The organism is Streptomyces sp. NBC_00557, from assembly GCF_036345995.1.
GTDB lineage: Bacteria > Actinomycetota > Actinomycetes > Streptomycetales > Streptomycetaceae > Streptomyces.
On sequence record NZ_CP107796.1, the window covers coordinates 7087768 to 7105345 of the forward strand.

17 protein-coding genes and 1 pseudogene are annotated in these 17578 nt (G+C 74.0%); 4 read left to right on the forward strand and 14 right to left on the reverse strand.

Features of this window, described 5'->3' with window-relative positions:
- Positions 1 to 61 precede the first annotated feature (61 nt).
- Together OG956_RS31290 and OG956_RS31295 are read right to left on the reverse strand one after the other, a co-directional pair.
- Positions 62 to 892, reverse strand: a complete 831-nt coding sequence (locus OG956_RS31290; protein ID WP_330341363.1) for an alpha/beta fold hydrolase — start codon at positions 890 to 892, stop codon at positions 62 to 64.
- A 105-nt stretch (positions 893 to 997) separates the two neighbouring features.
- Positions 998 to 1650, reverse strand: a pseudogene (locus OG956_RS31295) (NADPH-dependent F420 reductase).
- Positions 1651 to 1967: 317 nt separating this feature from the next.
- Here OG956_RS31295 and OG956_RS31300 point away from each other — a divergent pair.
- Positions 1968 to 2729 (forward strand): GntR family transcriptional regulator, encoded by a 762-nt coding sequence (locus OG956_RS31300; protein ID WP_330341364.1) that lies wholly within the window; start codon positions 1968 to 1970, stop codon positions 2727 to 2729.
- 213 nt (positions 2730 to 2942) lie between these two features.
- Here OG956_RS31300 and OG956_RS31305 read toward each other — a convergent pair whose 3' ends face one another.
- Positions 2943 to 4097, reverse strand: a complete 1155-nt coding sequence (locus OG956_RS31305) for an ROK family transcriptional regulator (protein WP_330341365.1) — start codon at positions 4095 to 4097, stop codon at positions 2943 to 2945.
- A gap of 165 nt (positions 4098 to 4262) precedes the next feature.
- On the opposite strand from OG956_RS31305, the gene OG956_RS31310 reads away from it, so the two are divergent.
- The gene (locus OG956_RS31310; protein WP_330341366.1) at positions 4263 to 4703 is read left to right on the forward strand and encodes a hypothetical protein; all 441 of its coding nucleotides are present in this window, start codon (positions 4263 to 4265) and stop codon (positions 4701 to 4703) included.
- 3 nt (positions 4704 to 4706) lie between these two features.
- On the opposite strand, the gene mug is transcribed toward OG956_RS31310, so the two are convergent.
- From mug to OG956_RS31355, 9 genes are all read right to left on the reverse strand, one after another.
- The gene (mug, locus tag OG956_RS31315; protein WP_330342992.1) at positions 4707 to 5252 is read right to left on the reverse strand and encodes a G/U mismatch-specific DNA glycosylase; all 546 of its coding nucleotides are present in this window, start codon (positions 5250 to 5252) and stop codon (positions 4707 to 4709) included.
- The gene (gene purB, locus OG956_RS31320) at positions 5249 to 6694 is read right to left on the reverse strand and encodes an adenylosuccinate lyase (protein ID WP_330341367.1); all 1446 of its coding nucleotides are present in this window, start codon (positions 6692 to 6694) and stop codon (positions 5249 to 5251) included. The genes mug and purB overlap by 4 nt, the downstream gene beginning before the upstream one ends.
- Before the next feature lie 81 nt (positions 6695 to 6775).
- Entirely contained in the window at positions 6776 to 7564 is a 789-nt protein-coding gene (locus tag OG956_RS31325; protein WP_330341368.1) for an SGNH/GDSL hydrolase family protein, read from the reverse strand.
- A gap of 345 nt (positions 7565 to 7909) precedes the next feature.
- Complete coding sequence (locus OG956_RS31330; RefSeq protein ID WP_330341369.1) at positions 7910 to 8929, reverse strand: hemolysin family protein; 1020 nt, start codon at positions 8927 to 8929, stop codon at positions 7910 to 7912.
- A complete protein-coding gene (locus tag OG956_RS31335; RefSeq protein WP_330341370.1) occupies positions 8926 to 10269 on the reverse strand; it encodes a hemolysin family protein in 1344 nt (447 codons plus the stop codon). Before OG956_RS31335 ends, OG956_RS31330 begins: the two co-directional genes overlap by 4 nt.
- 152 nt (positions 10270 to 10421) lie before the next feature.
- Positions 10422 to 10847: a GNAT family N-acetyltransferase gene (locus tag OG956_RS31340; protein WP_330341371.1), complete on the reverse strand. Its 426-nt coding sequence runs from the start codon at positions 10845 to 10847 to the stop codon at positions 10422 to 10424.
- A gap of 45 nt (positions 10848 to 10892) precedes the next feature.
- The gene (locus tag OG956_RS31345) at positions 10893 to 11816 is read right to left on the reverse strand and encodes an LLM class F420-dependent oxidoreductase (RefSeq protein ID WP_330341372.1); all 924 of its coding nucleotides are present in this window, start codon (positions 11814 to 11816) and stop codon (positions 10893 to 10895) included.
- A gap of 89 nt (positions 11817 to 11905) precedes the next feature.
- Positions 11906 to 14476: an ABC transporter permease gene (locus OG956_RS31350; RefSeq protein WP_330341373.1), complete on the reverse strand. Its 2571-nt coding sequence runs from the start codon at positions 14474 to 14476 to the stop codon at positions 11906 to 11908.
- Between the two features lie 4 nt (positions 14477 to 14480).
- On the reverse strand, positions 14481 to 15317 hold the full coding sequence (locus OG956_RS31355) for an ABC transporter ATP-binding protein (RefSeq protein ID WP_330341374.1): 837 nt from the start codon (positions 15315 to 15317) through the stop codon (positions 14481 to 14483).
- A 119-nt stretch (positions 15318 to 15436) separates the two neighbouring features.
- Here OG956_RS31355 and OG956_RS31360 point away from each other — a divergent pair, with 119 nt between their 5' ends.
- Positions 15437 to 15676, forward strand: coding sequence for a toxin-antitoxin system HicB family antitoxin (locus OG956_RS31360; protein WP_330341375.1), 240 nt, complete (start codon positions 15437 to 15439; stop codon positions 15674 to 15676).
- 4 nt (positions 15677 to 15680) lie between these two features.
- Positions 15681 to 16055, forward strand: a complete 375-nt coding sequence (locus OG956_RS31365) for a fic family toxin-antitoxin system, toxin component (RefSeq protein WP_330341376.1) — start codon at positions 15681 to 15683, stop codon at positions 16053 to 16055.
- Positions 16056 to 16080: 25 nt separating this feature from the next.
- Here the strand turns inward: OG956_RS31365 and OG956_RS31370 are convergent, their stop codons facing one another.
- Positions 16081 to 16770: a class I SAM-dependent methyltransferase gene (locus OG956_RS31370; RefSeq protein ID WP_330341377.1), complete on the reverse strand. Its 690-nt coding sequence runs from the start codon at positions 16768 to 16770 to the stop codon at positions 16081 to 16083.
- 90 nt (positions 16771 to 16860) lie between these two features.
- Entirely contained in the window at positions 16861 to 17577 is a 717-nt protein-coding gene (bioD, locus tag OG956_RS31375) for a dethiobiotin synthase (protein ID WP_330341378.1), read from the reverse strand.
- Position 17578: the final 1 nt, after the last annotated feature.

The following is a 17578-nucleotide window of genomic DNA, read 5'->3' on the forward strand; positions in this document are numbered from 1 at the left end:
GTCACCGGCCGACCGCGGCTCCCTCCGCCGGTCCGCGCCCGTGCCGCCGGAGGCGGGCCGGTCAGCGGCTGCCGTCGAGGATGACCCGCGCGACCAGTGCCGGGTCGTCGTTCATCGGGCAGTGGCCGCAGCCGGGCAGCCGCACCAGGCGGGCGTGCGGGATCATCTGCTTGGCGCGCACGCCCTGGCGGCGTACGAGGATTCGGTCGCGGGTGCCCCAGGCCACCGTGACCGGCAGACCCGCCAGCTCGTCGGTGAACCGCACGGTGGTGCCCGCCCGCAGCGTCGCCTCGAAACCGGTGGCGCCCACCAGTGCGAGGGTCTCGGCGACGACCGCCTCCGGGGCGCGGCGCGCGGGACGGGCGTAGATGGTGCTCGTCAGCGCGGTGCGGCCGGCCGCCGTGCGCGACAGCCGTTCCACCAGCGGCAGCGGGAGCCGCTGGGCGATGCCGCGCATCGCGAGCAGCACCGCGAAGGCGTACCGGCGTTCGGCCTCCGTCCAGAACCCGGCGGGGGACAGGGCCGTGACGGACCGTACGAGCTTCTCCCGGCCCAGCTCCAGGGCGAGCAGGCCGCCCAGCGAGTTGCCCGCGGCATGCGGCCGGTCCAGCTCCAGCGCCTCGAAGAGGCCGCCGAGCACCGTGTTGGTGGTGGGCAGGTCGTAGGCGAGGCCGTCCGGCAGGGCCGGGGACGCGCCGAAGCCCGGCAGGTCGACGGCGATCACGTCGCGCTCGGTCGCGAGGATGTCCACGACCGGGTCCCAGGCCTGGCGGTGATGGCCGATGCCGTGCAGCAGGACCAGCGGCTCGCCGTGTCCTACGCGCGCGTAGGACACGGTCACGCTCTCCGGGCCGCGCGGAGTGGGGACCTTGAAGGAGACGGTGGCGGACATGGGAAAGCTCCTCGTCTGGGTGCCGACGGACGCCGTAGACAGCTTGTCAGCAATTGCTACCGACCGGTAGCCCCTGGCGGGAGCGCGTCGCGCGCCTCGTGGCCGTCAGTCCGCCCGGCGCACCTCGATGTTGAAGTCCGAGGTCCCGAACTGCCGCATCAGGGTGAGCCACAGCGGCAGGTACATCTCCGTCGCCCGCGAGGCCTGGATCCCGCCCAGGTCCAGCACTCGTTCCGCGGGCCAGCCGAACTCCCCGAGCAGGCCGGTCACCTGCTCCTTGGCGCCGGCGTCGTCCCCGCACACGAACAGGTGGTGCGCGCCCGGCACCCGGCCCGGATCCACCATCACCTGACAGTTGACCGTGTTCATCGTCTTCACCACGCGCGCGTGCGGAAGGCGTGCTGGATCCGCTCGCCGACACTGTCCGACTCGACCGGGTCGAGGCGCGGCTGGCCGTCGTCGAACGCCAGGGGATTGGAGACGTCCACCAGGATCTTGCCGTCGAGGTTCTCCGCGCCGGCCGCCCGCAGGGCGTCGAGCGCGACCCGGCCGCCCACCGCGTTGACGACCACCTCGGCCGAGGCCGCCGCCTCCGCGAAGGTGCCCGCGCGGGAGCGCTCCGCGGCGGCCGTGGCCCACTCCAGTGCCACCGGGTTGTCCTTGACGCGCGAACCGAGGGTGACCTCGTGGCCCAGCTCCACGAGCCTGCCGCCCAGCGTGCGGCCCACCTCGCCCGTGCCCAGCACCGCGTACCGCATCGGCCACCTCCAGGCCACCGGCCGCCGGCCTCCGGCGGTCCGCGGTCATTGTGGTCCGGGACCGCCGCGGGACGGGCCGATTCCGGCAGGACGCCGGCGCGTGTCGGGCGGGCCGGGCCTCTGCCGTGACAGCCCGGGCCGCCGTCTGCGAACGCCTCGTGAACGCTGCGCGGCAGGCCCCCTGTGCGGTGCCCGGGGGATCGAGGATTGGTCTTGACCAAGGGTGCGGGCCGCCCTATGGTCGCAGAGAAGTGCAACAACCTTTAATAAACAAGGGCGCTAAAAACCGCCGGACCACGGCTCTTGCGGAGGACAGGGTGGGGACCACGCAGCTGGAATCGGTGCCGGAACCGAAGTACTGGCATCTCAGGACCGTGCTCAGCGAGGCACTCGACTCCGAGTTCTCGGTCGGCGAGATCCTGCCCAACGAGCGGGAGCTCGCGGCGCGCTTCGGCGTGGCCCGCGCCACGCTCCGCCAGGCCCTCGAACAGCTCGAGCTGGAAGGCCGGCTGCAGCGCCGCCGCGGCGTCGGTACGACCGTGGCGCCGCCGCGCGTGGGCGTGGCCGTCGGCACCGAGCGGCACGTCTGGCCGGGCTCCGCCACGGACGCCTGGCAGCCCGTCGACTGCGACGAGGAGGTGCCGCCCGCCGCCGTCGCCGCGGCCCTGGAGACCGGCGCGGACGAGCCCGTCCACACCGTGCGCCGCTCCCGTATGTCCCACGGCCAGCGGGTCGCCACCGAACTGCTCTACATCCCGGCGGCGTCGGTGCCGGACCTGACCGCGATCGACGCCCCCTCCGGCCCGGCACGCGCGCGTGCGGTGCTGCGCGAACTGCAGCACCTGACGCTGGAGGGCCAGGACCGCGCCGTCGAACTGGGCTCCGCCCGCGCCGACGACGCCAAGGACCTCGACCGGCTCCCCGGCTCGCCCGTCCTCGTCGTCACCACCCGCTTCTTCGCCGCGGGCCGCACCGCCGCCCTGTCCGTCGCGACCTACCGCGCCGACACCTGCCGGCTGACCTTCGGCGACACGCCGGACGTGGAGATACACCACGACCCGGAACGCCGGGCTTCCTGACCACCGGCGGCCACCGAACGCCGGGCCGGGCAGCCGGTCCGAGGCGGGCCCACCCGGGGCGCGGATCCCCGCATCCGCGGCGCCTTTTGCGCACCGGATCGGGACGCCCCCAGGAGCGCGGGGCCGCATCGCATGGGCGGCCCCGGAGCGCGGCGCGACCAGCCACCACGAACCCCCCCGGCCACGGAACGACCATATCTGGCACCGCGGGGGCTAGCGCCTCGTCACCGTGCCGTCCACCGCGAACAACTGCTCCTCCACATGGTCCAGGGCCAGGCGCAGCGCCCCGGTGGCCACCACCGCCTCGCCCAGCAGGGACAGGGTCACCTGGGGCGGACGCAGGCAGTAGCGGGCCAGTTCGCGGCGCAGCGGTTCCAGGACGCCGTCCAGGCCGGCGGCCCAGCCGCCGATCACGACCAGCTCGGGATCGAGGGCGAGCACCAGCGCGGCCACGTCGTGCACCAGCCGCTGGATGAACCGGTCCACGGCCGCCCGCGCCCGCTGGTCGCCCTCCCGGGCCAGCGCGAACACCTCCGCGACCGCCTGCTCGTCCAGCGGGTGCAGCGGCTCGTCGGTGGTGGACAGCAGTGTCTCCGGAGTCGCCTCCCGCCCCAGCAGATGCAGCGCGCCGATCTCCCCGGCCGCCCCGCCGTAGCCGCGGTGCAGCCGCCCGCCGATCAGCGAGCCCGCGCCCGGGCTCAGCCCGGCCAGGACGAACACCACGTCGTCCGACCCGGTCGCCGCGCCCTTCCAGTGCTCGGCGACGGCCGCCGCGTTGGCGTCGTTCTCCACCAGCACCGGGCACTTGAAGGAGCGGCTGAGCCTTTCGCCCAGCCTCAGGCCCGTCCACTGCGGCAGCGCCGTGCTCAGCCGCACCGTGCCGTCGGCCTCCACGATCCCCGGCGTGCCCACGCCCACGGCCCGCAGCGAGCTGCGCGCGACCCCGGCCCGGCGCAGCAGTTCCGCGACCGCGCCGCGCAGCCGGTCGAGCCGCTCGTCCGCCGGGGCCGTCTCGCCGACCTCCTTGGCCTGCGCGCCCAGCACCCGTCCGTCCAGGTCGGACAGGAGCGCGGCGACCCGGTGCGGCCCGATCTCCAGGCCCAGCAGATGCCCCGCCTCGGCCCGGAACCGGAACCGGCGCGCGGGCCGCCCCTGCCGGCGTGCGGCGCCCTCGTCGGCCGCCGTCTCCACGACGAGCCCGCCCTCGATGAGCCCTTCGACGACACCCTCGACGGTCGGCCGGGACAGTCCGGTCACCCGGGTGATCTCGGTGAGTGTCGCGCAGTCCGCGGCACGCAGCGCGCGCAGCACCACCGCGGAATTGATCCTTCGCAGCAGCGAGGGATCGCCGCCGGTCAGCTGCGCCACCGTCCGTCCTTCCAGCTCGCGGGCGTGTTGGGCGGATCGTACTCGGCCCGGCGCACACCCGGCGAGTGCGGGCCGCGAACGGCCGGGACGGCGCACCGCGGCTCGCTCCGGCCTCGCCCGCTGACGCCCCGCCAATTGTCAGTGGCGGCCGGTTTACTGGATCGCATGGACATCGCGAAACACCTTGCCGTGATCGACCTGCTGTGCGACCGGGCGTTCCCGGCGGAGCACGGCAGGACGGACGTCGGCACGGGCGGGCCCGGGTACCTGATAGCCGAGTTACAGACCAGCGGCGACTTCCACGAGGACGACGGCACCGAGCGGGAGCTGGCGGAGGAGCAGTACGAGGCGGAGCGGGACGCTCTCGGGGAGCGGCTCGCCGAGCGATGGGGACCGGCCGACGTGCTCAGCCTGTCCAGCACCTTCGAGCGGGCCATGGAAGGGGAGGACATCGGCGAGCCGTGGGCCACGCTCGCCTCGCAGGTGCCCGATGTGCACCTGTGGCAGGCGCCGACGGGCCGCTGGGTCGCGCTGGGCGTGTCCCAGTGGGACGACGAGCTGCCGTTCCAGCTGCTGGCGGTGGTCACGGCCGTGGACCCGCCGTGACCGCTACGCCTGCGCGGCCTCGCGCAGCCGGGCGAACTCCTCGGCCATCGCCGCCGCCGTCCAGTGCGCGTTCAGGCCGCTGGGGTTGGGCAGCACCCACACCCGGCTGTCCCCGATCGTCCGCTCCTGCGGCCCCACCCGCGCGCCGCGGTCGCCGAACGCGGCACGGTACGCGGTCACCCCGACCACGGCCAGCCAGCCCGGCTTCAGCCGCGTCACCTTCTCGGTCAGCAGCCGCCCGCCCTCGAGGTACTCCTCGGCGGTCAGCTCGTCGGCCCGCGCGGTCGCCCGTGCCACGACGTTCGTGATGCCCAGCCCGTACGACAGCAACTCCCGCTGCTCGGCCGGTTTCAGCAGTCTCGGGGTGAAACCGGACAGGTGCAGCACCGGCCAGAAGCGGTTGCCCGGGCGGGCGAAGTGGTGGCCGGTCGCGGCCGTCATCAGACCCGGGTTTATCCCGCAGAACAGCACGCGGAGGCCGTCCGCGACCACGTCCGGGACGAGACGGTCGCGGGCGGCCTCCAGATCCGCTTTCGTCAGGCGGGTCAGAGGATCGCTCCGGGGGTGTACCCGGCGGCCTCCGGGCGCTGCTTGACGATCTCCTCGATCCGGCCGACGACCACGCCGACCTGGTCGGCCGCCGCACCGGTGAAGGACAGCTTGTCGGCCATCAGCGCCGCCAGCCGGTCGCGGTCCAGGGGCAGGCGCTCGTCGGCGGCGAGCTTGTCGAGCAGGTCGTTGCGCTCGGCGCCCTGCTCGCGCATCGCGAGCGCGGTGGCGACGGCGTTCTCCTTGATCGCCTCGTGCGCGACCTCGCGGCCCACACCGGCCCGCACCGCGCCCATGAGGACCTTGGTGGTGGCCAGGAACGGCAGGTAGCGGTCCAGTTCGCGGGCGACGACGGCCGGGAAGGCGCCGAACTCGTCCAGCACGGTGAGGAAGGTCTCCAGCAGGCCGTCCAGGGCGAAGAAGGCGTCCGGGAGCGCCACCCGGCGCACCACCGAGCAGGACACGTCGCCCTCGTTCCACTGGTCGCCGGCCAGCTCGCCGGTCATCGACGCGTAACCGCGCAGGATCACCATCAGGCCGTTGACGCGCTCGCAGGAGCGGGTGTTCATCTTGTGCGGCATCGCCGAGGAACCGACCTGGCCCGGCTTGAAGCCCTCGGTGACCAGTTCGTGCCCGGCCATCAGCCGGATCGTCTTGGCCAGCGAGGAGGGGGCCGCCGCCAGCTGCACCAGCGCGGTGACGACCTCGTAGTCCAGCGAGCGCGGGTAGACCTGGCCGACCGAGGTGAAGGCCTGCGAGAAGCCCAGGTGCCCCGCGATGCGCCGCTCCAGCTCGGCGAGCTTCGCCGCGTCGCCGCCGAGCAGGTCCAGCATGTCCTGCGCGGTGCCCACCGGGCCCTTGATGCCGCGCAGCGGGTAGCGGCCCAGCAGCTCCTCGAGGCGGCCGTAGGCGACGAGCAGTTCGTCGGCGGCCGTCGCGAAACGCTTGCCCAGCGTCGTGGCCTGCGCGGCCACGTTGTGCGAGCGGCCCGCCATGACCAGCTCGGCGTACTCGCCGGCCAGCCTGCCGAGGCGCGCCAGCACGGCCACCGTACGGTCGCGCATCAGCTCCAGCGAGAGCCGGATCTGCAGCTGCTCGACGTTCTCCGTCAGGTCGCGGGAGGTCATGCCCTTGTGCACGTGCTCGTGCCCGGCGAGGGCGTTGAACTCCTCGATCCGCGCCTTCACGTCGTGCCGGGTGACCTTCTCGCGCTCGGCGATCGAGGCCAGGTCGACCGTGTCGAGGACACGCTCGTAGGCGGCGATCGCCTCGTCCGGCACCTCGATGCCGAGGTCCTTCTGGGCGCGCAGCACGGCGAGCCAGAGCTGCCGCTCCAGCCTCACCTTCTGCTCGGGGGACCAGAGCGTGGCGAGCTCGGCGGAGGCGTAGCGTCCGGCGAGGACGTTGGGGATGCGGGGCTTGGCGGGCGCGGCAGAAGTCACGGGTACGGATTCTACTGGTGGTTTGTGCAGGCCAGCGCCACGCCCCGGTTCGGCGGAAGCTACGAGACCCCCGTCACCCCGCTACGCCTGAGCCTCGTACGGCAGCAGTTCCGGGCGCTTCGCAGGGCGGCCGTCACCGGAGGAGCGGCCGGTCAGGCGCCTGCCTATCCAGGGCAGCAGATGCTCCCGGGCGAAGCGCAGATCCGCGACGCGGCGCGTCACCCAGCCCGGCGGCGCCGTGGCCGGCATCGGCACATGCCACTCGGTGTCCTCCGGCTCGTACCCGAGCGCCTGCCACACCGCCTCGGCGACCCGGCGGTGTCCCTCGGCCGTCAGATGCAGCCTGTCCACGTCCCACAGCCGGGGGTCGCCCAGCGCGGGGGCCCCGTACAGGTCGACGACGACCGCGCCGTGCTTGGCCGCCAGTTCGTCGACGCAGGCGAACAGCTCCTCCATGCGGGGCCGGAACCGCTCCAGCACCGGGCCCTGGCGGCCGGGGCTGCGCATCAGCACCAGCTGGGTGCAGGCGGGGGCCAGCCGCTCCACGGCCTCGGTCAGCAGGCCCTTGACCCGGCCCATGTCGCACTTGGGCCGCAGGGTGTCGTTGAGGCCGCCGACCAGTGTGATCACGTCGGCGTTCATCGCCGCCGCGACGTCCACCTGCTCGTCGACGATCTGCCCGATCAGCTTGCCGCGGACGGCCAGGTTGGCGTACCGGAACCCCGGCGTGCGGGCGGCCATCCGCGCGGCGAGGAGGTCGGCCCAGCCTCGGTAGGAACCGTCGGGCAGCAGGTCCGACATGCCCTCGGTGAAGGAGTCGCCGACCGCGACCAGGCTGCTGTGGGCGGGAGGTGTGGGATTCGTCTGCATGGCGTCAGCGATGGTATCCCGGCTCCATACCCGCCGGTCGGTCGCCCCTGAACCACCCTCGGCCGCCCCTGCGAACGCAGTCCGACCGCCCCACCCGACCGGCCGGCGTCCCGCCCGCCCAGCGGCATGCCCGGCCGCCCCCCGACCGGCCGGCGCCTCTCGCCCAGCCGGCCTCCCGCCTGCCCAGTGGCATGCCCGGCCGACTCCCGCCGGCCTGGCCGACTCCCGCCGGCCTGGCCGACTCCCGCCCGGCGTCCCGCCTGCCCAGCGGCAAGCCCGGCCGTCCCCTCGCCCGCCCACGGGTACGCCCTGCCCTCCCCCGGCAACCGCCCGGGCGCCCCGGCGTCACCCGGGCGCGGGCTGCCCGAACAGCTGTCGTAGCACGTCCTCCATGGTCACCAGGCCGGCAAGGCGGCCGTCGTCGCCGAGCACCGCCGCCAGATGCGTACGGCTGCCCCGCATCGCGGTGAGCACGTCGTCCAGCGGGGTCCCCTCCCGCACGCGTGCGATGGGCCGCATGTCGCGCAGCCGGAACGGCATGTCCCGGGGCGAGGCGTCCAGCGCGTCCTTGACGTGCAGGTAGCCCACGATGCGCCGGCCCACGTCGACCACCGGGAACCGGGAGAAGCCCGACTCGGCCGACAGCCGCTCCAGCTGCTCCGGAGTGACGCCCATGCGCGCGTACACCACCCGCTTCAGCGGCACCACGACGTCCCGCACCGGCCGGCTGCCCAGCTCCAGGGCGTCGTGCAGCCGCTCCTGCGCCCGGTCGTCGATCAGCCCCGCCTGGCTCGCGTCCTTGACGATCTCGGCGAGTTCGGTGTCCGTGAAGGTCGCCGAGACCTCGTCCCTCGCCTCCACTCTGAGCAGCTTCAGCAGCCCGTTCGCGAAGGCGTTGACGGTGAAGATCACCGGGCGCAGCGTCCGGGACAGCGCGACCAGCGGCGGGCCCAGCAGCAGCGCGCTGCGCACCGGTTCGGCGAGCGCGATGTTCTTCGGGACCATCTCGCCCATCAGCATGTGCAGATAGGTCGCCAGCGTCAGCGCGATCACGAAGGACACTGCGTGCCCCGCGCTCACGGGCACCCCGACCGCGTGGAACACCGGCTCCAGCAGATGCGCGATCGCCGGCTCGGCGACCACGCCCAGGACCAGCGTGCACAACGTGATGCCGAGCTGGGCGGCGGCGAGCAGCGCGGAGACGTGCTCCAGGCCCCACAGCACGGCCTTCGCGCGCCGGTCGCCCTCCTGGGCGAGCGGCTCGACCTGGGAGCGGCGCACCGAGATCAGCGCGAACTCGGCGCCCACGAAGAAGGCGTTGACGACGAGCGTCGCCAGGCCGATCAGCAGCTGTACGGCGGTCATCGCGCCCCCTCCGCGGTCTCGTGGGGCCGCTCGTCGTCCAGCGGCGCGTGCAGCAGCACCCGCGCAGCCCGGCGGCCGGTGGCGTCCACCACGTCCAGCCGCCAGCCCGCGACCTCGACCGTGTCACCGGTGACCGGTATCCGGCCCAGCAGGGTCGCGACCAGGCCGGCCAGCGTCTCGTACGGCCCCTCGGGCACCCGCAGTCCCACGCGCGCGAGCTGGTCGGTGCGGGCGGCGCCGTCGGCCGAGTACAGGGCCCGGCCCCGCTCGTCCGCCCCGGCGGGGGCGAGGTCGGGCGTCTCGTGCGGGTCGTGCTCGTCGCGCACCTCGCCGACGACCTCCTCGACGATGTCCTCCAGGGTCGCCACCCCGGCCGTGCCGCCGTACTCGTCGATGACGACGGCCATGGTGCGCCGGCCGCCGAGGCGGTCCAGCAGCCGGTCGACGGTCAGGGACTCGGGGACCAGCAGCGGCTCGCGCATGATCTGGCCGACCGTGCGGTGGCGCCGCTGGTCGGCGGGGACGGCCAGGACGTCCTTGATGTGGGCGGTGCCGACCACCGAGTCGAGGGTGCCCCGGTAGACCGGGAACCGGCTCAGCCCGGTCGCCCGGGTCGCGTTGGCCACGTCCTCGCAGGTGGCCTGCGTCTCGAGGGCCACGACCTGGACGCGCGGGGTCATCACGTTCTCCGCCGTCAGGTCGGCCAGGTTCAGCGTGCGCACGAACAGCTCGGCGGTGTCCGGCTCCAGTGCGCCTTCCTTGGCGGAGTGCCGGGCGAGCGCCGCCAGCTCCTGGGGGCCGCGCGCGGAGGCCAGCTCCTCGGCGGGCTCGATGCCGAGCCGGCGCACGACATGGTTGGCCGTGTTGTTCAGATGGGTGATGAAGGGCCGGAAGGCCGCGCTGAACAGGCGCTGCGGGTTGCCGACCCGCCGGGCCATGGCCAGCGGTGACGAGATCGCCCAGTTCTTCGGCACCAGCTCCCCGACGACCATCAGGAACACCGTCGACAGGGCCGTACCGAGCACCAGGGCGACCGAACCCGCCGTGGACCCCGACAGGCCCATCGCACGGAAGGGGCCGGCCAGCAGCTTGGCGACGGACGGCTCGGCGAGCATGCCGACCACCAGGTTGGTCACGGTGATGCCGAGCTGGGCGCCGGAGAGCTGGAAGGTCAGGTTCCGTACGGCTTTCAGGGCGCCCGCCGCGCCCCGTTCGCCGCGTTCGGCGGCCCGCTCCAGCTCGCCGCGCTCCACCGTGGTCAGCGAGAACTCGGCGGCCACGAAGGCGCCGCAGGCGACCGACAGCAGGACCGCCACCAGAAGCAGGAGCACTTCGGTCATCGGCTCACCCCCGTCCCATGATCGGACAAGGCGGGACGGGGCGCGCGGTGGCGCCGACGGGGCGGGTCGCCCATGGGCGGACGCTCACAACCTTTCATGGAGAGCCGAGTGCTCCCTCAAGGGTAAAGGATGAGCAAAGAAGCCTCGGTGTCTCAGCCGGTGAGCGGCTTCACCCAGCGTCGCCACTGCTCCTGCGGCTCGTACCCGGCGGCGCCCCAGGCATGGTGGGCGGTCTCGTTGCGCACCAGCACCATCGCGTCCGCACGCCGGCCGCCGAGCCGGGCGAACCGCTCCTCGGCGGCCGCCAGCAGCGCCGAGGCGATGCCCTGCCGGCGCCGCCCCGGATGCACCGCGAGCCGGTACAGATGGCAGCGCCAGCCGTCGAACCCCGCGATCACGGTGCCCACCAGCTCGCCGTCCAGCTCGGCGAGGATCAGCGCCTCGGGGTCGCGGGCGGCCAGCCGCTCCACCCCGTCCCGGTCGTCGCTGATGCTGGTGCCCTCGGCGGCCGTCTTCCAGAAGGCGAGCACGGCGTCGAGATCGTCGGTGAGAGCGTGGCGCATCCGCAGATCGGTCATGTGATCATCGGATCACGAGAGGGTCGCCGCAGGGCGGGAATTCCGTCATGCGGACTCCGCGCGCAGCCGCTCCATCACCGGCGCGAAGGCCTCCATGAACGGCTCCAGCACGGTCAGGTACGAGAAGCCGTACCGCTCGCGCTGCGCCCGCACCCGGGCGACGATCTCCGGAAGCGGGCCGGCCAGCATGACGGGCAGGGCCAGCGCGTCGTCCAGCGTCAGCCGCGACTGCCTCTCCAGCAGCGGCTTCAGCACGGGCTCGGGGTCGTCGGTGACCGCCACCAGCTGGATCAGCAGGTTCAGCTCGGCCTCTGCCGCCCGGCCCCGCGCCAGGTCCCGGTAGCGCGCCACCCTCTCGTCCAGCTCGTCGGGGCCGAGCGGCTCCAGCGTCCCCGGCACGGACCCCGGCCGGGCCCCGGTGAAGGCCGCGATGTCCGCGTGCTCGGCGGTCAGCCGCAGCATCCGGTCGCCGTTCGCGCCGATCAGCAGCGGCACCCGGGGCTGGACGGGCCGGGGCATGGCGGTCACCCCGGCCGAGTGGGGCCCGGACCGGGGCAGGTCGTGCGAGCCCAGCAGCCGGTCCAGCTCGCCGACCGTGCGCCGGAGGTGGTCCACCCGCTCGCGTGCCGAGCCGTACGGCAGCCCGGCCGCCTCGTGCTCGGCCGGCACATACCCGGTGCCCAGCCCCAGTTCGAGGCGCCCGCCGGTGAGCGCGTCCGTGGTCGCCACCTCGCGGGCCAGCAGCGCCGGGTTCCAGAAGCCGGAGTTGAGCACGAACGTGCCGACCCGGGGCCGCTCGGTCGCCTCGGCCGCCGCGACCAGCGCCGGGAACGGCGCGGGCGTGCCCAGGTGATCCGGGACGAGGATCACGTCGTACCCCAGCTCCTCGGCGCGCCGGCACTTCGCACGCCACTCGGCGGCGGGCGCGGGCGTGACCAGATTGACCCCGAAACGGAACGGACGCGCCATGAACTCTCCCCAACTTCCCTCGAAAGACGGCGGCTTGAGCCGGTACCCGGGATTCCATCACGCCGCCGCACCATCAGGGCAGGGCGCCGTCACTCGTGGGCGATCGCCGCCAGCACGTTCATCCGGGACGCCCGCAGCGCCGGCAGCAGCGCCGCCACCACGCCCACCACCGCCGAGGCGATCACGACCCCGACGATCGTGCCCCACGGGACGGCCAGCGCGGTCAGCCCGCGCAGCGCCAGCACCTGCTGCATGCACACGCCCCACACGAGCCCCAGCGCCAGCCCCAGGACCGCGCCGAACACCGCGATCACCACCGACTCCAGCCGGATCATCCGGCGCAACTGCCGCCGCCCCAGCCCGATCGCGCGCAGCAGCCCGATCTCGCGGGTGCGCTCCACCACCGACAGGGCGAGGGTGTTGACCACACCGAGCACCGCGATGAGGATCGCCAGCCCGAGCAGCGCGTACACCAGGTACAGCAGGACGGCGATCTGGTCGTGGACCAGCTGCTTGTAGTCGGTCTGGTTGCGCACCCCGACCTGCGGGTACGGCTTCAGGGCGCGTTCCAGCCGGGGCCGCAGGTCCTGCGGCCGGGTGCCGGTGGCCGCGTTCACGAACAGGGCCGAGTCCTGGGCGCCCGGCGCGTACCTCGCGAGGGTGCCCAGACCGAAGAACATGCCGCCCTCGGTGCCGAAGCCCTGCGCCGTGTCCTGGTTGGTCAGCGCCGCCACGGTCAGCTCGGCGTGCCGGCCGCCCGGGAACTCGGCCGGCAGGACACTGCCCACGTGCACGCCGTGGTCCCGGGCGAAGTCGGCGTCCATGGCGAGGTGCCCGTCCGCCAGCGCGGCCGCCGAACCGCCCCGCGTGTACGGGATGTGCACGACGTCGTCGAGCCCGGGGCCGTACCCGGCGGCAGCGGTCCGCACCCGCGTGCCGTTCGGCAGCCGTACGGCGACCTGGGTGAGCCGCTGCGCCACGACGAGCCCCACACCGGGCGTGCGGGCCACGGTGTCGCGCACCTGCCCGGTGAACGGCTGGAAGTTGGTGTTCTGGACGATGAAGTCGGCGCCGAGCGTCTTGTCGATCTGCCGGTCGAACGACGCCGACATCGAGGTGCTCGCCACCGACATCCCGCCGACCAGGGCCAGCCCCACCATCAGCGCGGCGGCGGTGGCGCCCGTACGGCGCGGATTGCGCAGGGCGTTGCGCTGGCTCATCAGGCCGACCGCACCGAACAGGGCGGGGAAGGCGCCGCCCAGCACCCGGATCACCGGCCGCACCAGCAGCGGACCGGCGACGACGGTCGCGATCAGCGTCAGCGCCACGCCGACCCCGAGCAGCGCGGCCGCCTGCCCGGTCCTCGTGGCCGCCGCGCACCCGGCCAGCCCCGCAGCGCCGACCGCCCCGATCACCCCGCCGACGACCGCCCGCACCTTCAACGGCTTGCCCACACCGGCGACTTCGGCGTCCGTGAGCGCCGCCATCGGCGAGACGGCAGCCGCGCGCCGGGCGGGCAGATAGGCGGCCACGAAGGTGACGCCGAGGCCGACGACGTAGGCCGCGACGGGCGTGCTCCAGCCGATGACCATCTCGGTGGTCTTCAGGTTCATCCCGAACGCGCTCATCAGCCGGATCAGGCCCGCCGCCAGCCCGATCCCGGCGGCCAGCCCGAGCGTGGACCCCACCAGGCCGAGCAGCAGCGCCTCGGTGAGCACCGAGCGCCGCACCTGCCGCCGGTCCGCGCCCAGCGCCCGCAGCAGGCCCAGTTCCCGGGTGCGCTGGGCGATCAGCATGGAGAAGGTGTTGACGATGAGGAACACGCCGACGAGCAGTGCGACACCGGCGAAGCCGAGCATCACGTACTTGATCACGTCCAGGAACGTGCCGAGGCTGGCCGCCGCCGACTTGGCCTGTTCGTTCGCGGTCTTCAGGTCGTAGGAGCCGGTGCCGACCACCTGGGCGACCCGCCGCTTCAGCTCCGCGTCCGGCACGCCCTTGGCCGCGTCCACCGCGATGCTGGTCGCCTTCGCGGCCGACCCGAGCAGTTCGCGGCCCGCCACCGCCGGGTCCAGGAAGACCAGGGCCGCCCCGGGGTTGGTGGTGGTGAACGTGGCGATGCCGACGACCCGCACCCGGAAGGTGCCGGGCTGTGCCTGCACGGTCAGCGCGTCGCCGATGCCGACGTGCCTCTTGCGGGCCGTGTCGGCGTCCAGCAGCGCCTCGCCCGCGCCGTGCGGCGCATGGCCCGAGGTGAGCCGCACCGGGCTGCGGTGCGTGGCGTACCAGGCCATCGCGATGGTCGGGGCGCCGGTGGTCGGCCCCACGGACTTGTTGTGGCGGTCGACCACGACCGCGTTCTGCACCGACACCTCGGCGCGGGCCGCCGCGACCCCGTCGGCCATCGCCACCCGGTCCCGCAGCGCCGCCGGCAGGGTCTGCACCGAACCGCTCAGCCGCGCCGACGTCAGATCCTGCTGTTTCGGCAGGACCGTCACATCGGCGGCGGTGGACGCGAAGAGCCGGTCGAAGGTGCGGGTGACGGTGTCGGAGAAGATCAGGCTGCCCGCGACGAAGGCCACGGACAGGATCACGGCCAGCGCGGACAGCGCCAGCCGCCCCTTGTGCGCGAGGAAGCTCCTCAGGGTCGCCTTGAGCACCCGGTCAGTCCTCTCGGGCGGTGCCGTCGCCGACGTCGTCGAGCCGGTCCCGGACGGTGTCGGGGCCGGGGGTCTGCGGGTGTCCCCCGGTGAAGAGGCGCATGCGTTCCAGTACGGCGTTCGCCGTCGGCCGTTCCATCTCGTCCACGATCCGCCCGTCGGCCAGGAAGAGCACCAGGTCGGAATGGGCGGCGGCGCCCGGGTCGTGGGTGACCATGACGACCGTCTGCCCGAGATCGTCCACCGCGCCGCGCAGAAAGCCCAGCACCTCCAGACCCGCGCGCGAGTCGAGGTTCCCGGTCGGCTCGTCGGCGAAGATCAGCTCGGGCCGCGAGGCCAGCGCCCGCGCGCACGCCACCCGCTGCTGCTGGCCGCCGGAGAGCTGGGCGGGCCGGTGCGAGAGGCGGTCGCGCAGGCCGAGCCGGTCGATCACCTGGTCCAGCCACCGCGGGTCGGGCCTGCGGCCCGCGATGTCCATCGGCAGCGTGATGTTCTCGGCGGCCGTCAGCGTCGGAATCAGGTTGAACGACTGGAACATGAACCCGATCCGGTCGCGCCTGAGCCGGGTCAGCTCCCGTTCCCTCAGCCCCGTGATCTCCGTGTCGCCCAGCCACACCTGGCCGGCCGACACCGTGTCGAGCCCCGCCAGACAGTGCATCAGCGTGGACTTCCCGGACCCCGAGGGCCCCATCACGGCGGTGAAACGGCCGCGCGCGATGTCCACGTCCACCGAGTCCAGGGCCATGACGGCCGTCTCGCCGGAGCCGTACGCCTTCGTCAGCCCGCGGGCGCGGGCCGCGACGGCGCCGTCCGGCGCGTGCCGCGCAGCAGGTGTGGACAAGACCGCCTCCCGGTCGCCGGAACCGCCCGTCCCGGGCGAGCGTAAGGGACAAGCCGGCCCGGCGCAGCGGTCCACACGCCGCCCTTGCCTTGCTAGCGCTTGAGCGCTAGCGTCGAGGCATGGCGAAGACCCAGCTGAACGTGCGCGTGGACGAGGGCACCGCCCGCGCGGCCCGCGAACGCGCCCTGGCCCGCGGCATCAGCGTCAACCGGTACATCGAAGAGCTGGTCAGACGGGACACCGGGGAGGCCGGCCGCACGTTCGTCGAGGCCGCCGCCGACTTCATGAAGCAGTACGAGTCCGTGTTCGCCGAGGAGTTCGCCGACACCCGCGGTACCGGTACCGGGGACGGCCGCTGATCCTTTGAACGAGCTCAGCATCGACCTCCCCTGGCTCCTCATGCTCGCCGAGCAGAAGACCCCCGGGGACCCGCAGGTCACCGACTGGGGCGCACTCGTCGCCGCCGTCGCCCGGCACCGCGCCGAGATATTCGGCGTGCCCGTCTACGACACCCCGCACGCCCGCGCCGCCGCGCTGCTCCAACTGCTGATCCACCTGCCGGCGCTGGAGCGCTCCAACGCGCTGTTCGCCTCCGCGGTCGCCTACGCCTACCTGGTCGCCAGCGGCGAGAAGGTGGCCACCAGCCCCGAGCAGGTGCGCGACCTCGCCCGCCTGGTGAAGGACGGCGCGGCCGGCGTGGACGACATCGCGCGCGAGCTGCGGCGCTGGAGCCTGTGACGGATACGGCCCGGCGTGGTCCGGGTCAGCGGGCGTCCGGCTCGTCCGGGCGCCACGCGACGCCGAGCACGCAGTGCGAGGACGGCAGCGCCGGACCCTGCTCCGGCATCATCACCTGCCGCTGGGGCCCGAGCGTGAACCCGGCCTCGCGCAAGGCGGCCACCGGACGCCGGGACAGATGGCAGCCGCCCGCCAGCACGGGCCACAGCGTCCGGTCCAGCGTGCGCTGGGCCAGCCGCATCGCCGTCCCGCCGCCCTGCCCGTGCTCGAAGAACCGCACCTGACCGCCGGGTCTGAGCACGCGCCGCACCTCGGCCAGCGCCCGGGTCACGTCCCGTACGCTGCACAGCACCAGGGACAGCACGGCCGCGTCGAAGGCCTCGCTCTTGACCGGCAGCGCCTCCGCCGCGCCCGGCACCACGTCGACCGGGACCTCGGTGCGCAGCGCCGACTCCAGCGCCAACTTCCTGAGGCGCGGCTCCGGTTCGATCGCCACGACCTCGGCGACCGCGTCCGGATAGTGGGCGAAGTTCAGCCCGTTGCCGGCGCCGATCTCGATCACCCGCCCGGACAGCCCGGCGAGCAGCCGCTCCCGCACGCCGGCCATGCCCATCCGGGTCTCGGCGCGCACACTGATCCGGGCGTAGCAGCGGGCGAACAGCGGGTGGTGGACGGGGCTCGGAGCCACCTTGGCGGAACCGGACAGCAGCCGCATGGCGAACCTCCCGGGGGACGGCCTAGAGGAAGTGTCCCCCGTCCGGGGCCGCCGCACCCCCGGCCGGGGGTGCGGGAACGCGGCTCCTGGCTACGGCGCCATCCGGTCCCGGAACGCCTCCGCGTCCCAGGTTCCGTCCAGCCGGGGCGCCAGCCACGTCGGCGCCGCCCGGCGGAAGTCGGCCGGCGGCAGCGCGCCCGCCCCGGCGGGGATCGCGCCGAGCAGGGGAGCCGCGGCGACCTCCGGCAGGTCCGTCACGTTGCAGCGCATGGCGAGGTCGGGGGAGTCGGGCCAGCTGCCGATGACCACGCCCGCCGGCTCCAGGCCCCGTCGCCGCAGTTCGCGGGCGGTCAGCTCGGTGGTGTTGAGCGTGCCCAGACCGGCCTGGGCCACCACCAGGACCGGTGCGCCGAGCAGCCCGGCCACGTCGGCCAGGGTGCCGCCCGCCGCGTCGAAGCGGACCAGCAGCCCGCCCGCGCCCTCCACCAGCACCAGATCGTGCTCGGCGGCCAGCTTGGCGGCCCGGTCGGCCACCTCGCGCGGGTGCACGGGCGCCATCCCGGCCCGCCGCGCCGCCGTACCCGGCGCCAACGGCTCCGGGTAGCGCGCCAGTTCACCGGCCGTGACCGGTCCCGCGAGCCGCGCGACCTCGTCGGCGTCCCCGCGCTCGTCCGGCCGCACGCCCGTCTGCGCGGCCTTCAGCACGGCCACCGAACGCCCGGCCGCGAGCGCGGCGGCGGCGACGGCGGCCGTCGTGACGGTCTTGCCGACCTCCGTGCCCGTCCCCGTGATCACCAGTACCGGCATG

Excerpts from the sequence above, each read along its gene's own strand:
- OG956_RS31340 (WP_330341371.1), bottom strand. The coding sequence starts at position 10,847 with ATGACCGATCTGCGGATGCGCCACGCTCTCACCGACGATCTCGACGCC.
- OG956_RS31325 (WP_330341368.1), bottom strand. The coding sequence starts at position 7,564 with ATGCAGACGAATCCCACACCTCCCGCCCACAGCAGCCTGGTCGCGGTC.
- OG956_RS31330 (WP_330341369.1), bottom strand. The coding sequence starts at position 8,929 with ATGACCGCCGTACAGCTGCTGATCGGCCTGGCGACGCTCGTCGTCAAC.
- OG956_RS31310 (WP_330341366.1), top strand. The coding sequence starts at position 4,263 with ATGGACATCGCGAAACACCTTGCCGTGATCGACCTGCTGTGCGACCGG.
- OG956_RS31290 (WP_330341363.1), bottom strand. The coding sequence starts at position 892 with ATGTCCGCCACCGTCTCCTTCAAGGTCCCCACTCCGCGCGGCCCGGAG.
- OG956_RS31370 (WP_330341377.1), bottom strand. The coding sequence starts at position 16,770 with ATGCGGCTGCTGTCCGGTTCCGCCAAGGTGGCTCCGAGCCCCGTCCAC.
- bioD (WP_330341378.1), bottom strand. The coding sequence starts at position 17,577 with ATGCCGGTACTGGTGATCACGGGGACGGGCACGGAGGTCGGCAAGACC.
- OG956_RS31335 (WP_330341370.1), bottom strand. The coding sequence starts at position 10,269 with ATGACCGAAGTGCTCCTGCTTCTGGTGGCGGTCCTGCTGTCGGTCGCC.
- OG956_RS31360 (WP_330341375.1), top strand. The coding sequence starts at position 15,437 with ATGGCGAAGACCCAGCTGAACGTGCGCGTGGACGAGGGCACCGCCCGC.
- OG956_RS31345 (WP_330341372.1), bottom strand. The coding sequence starts at position 11,816 with ATGGCGCGTCCGTTCCGTTTCGGGGTCAATCTGGTCACGCCCGCGCCC.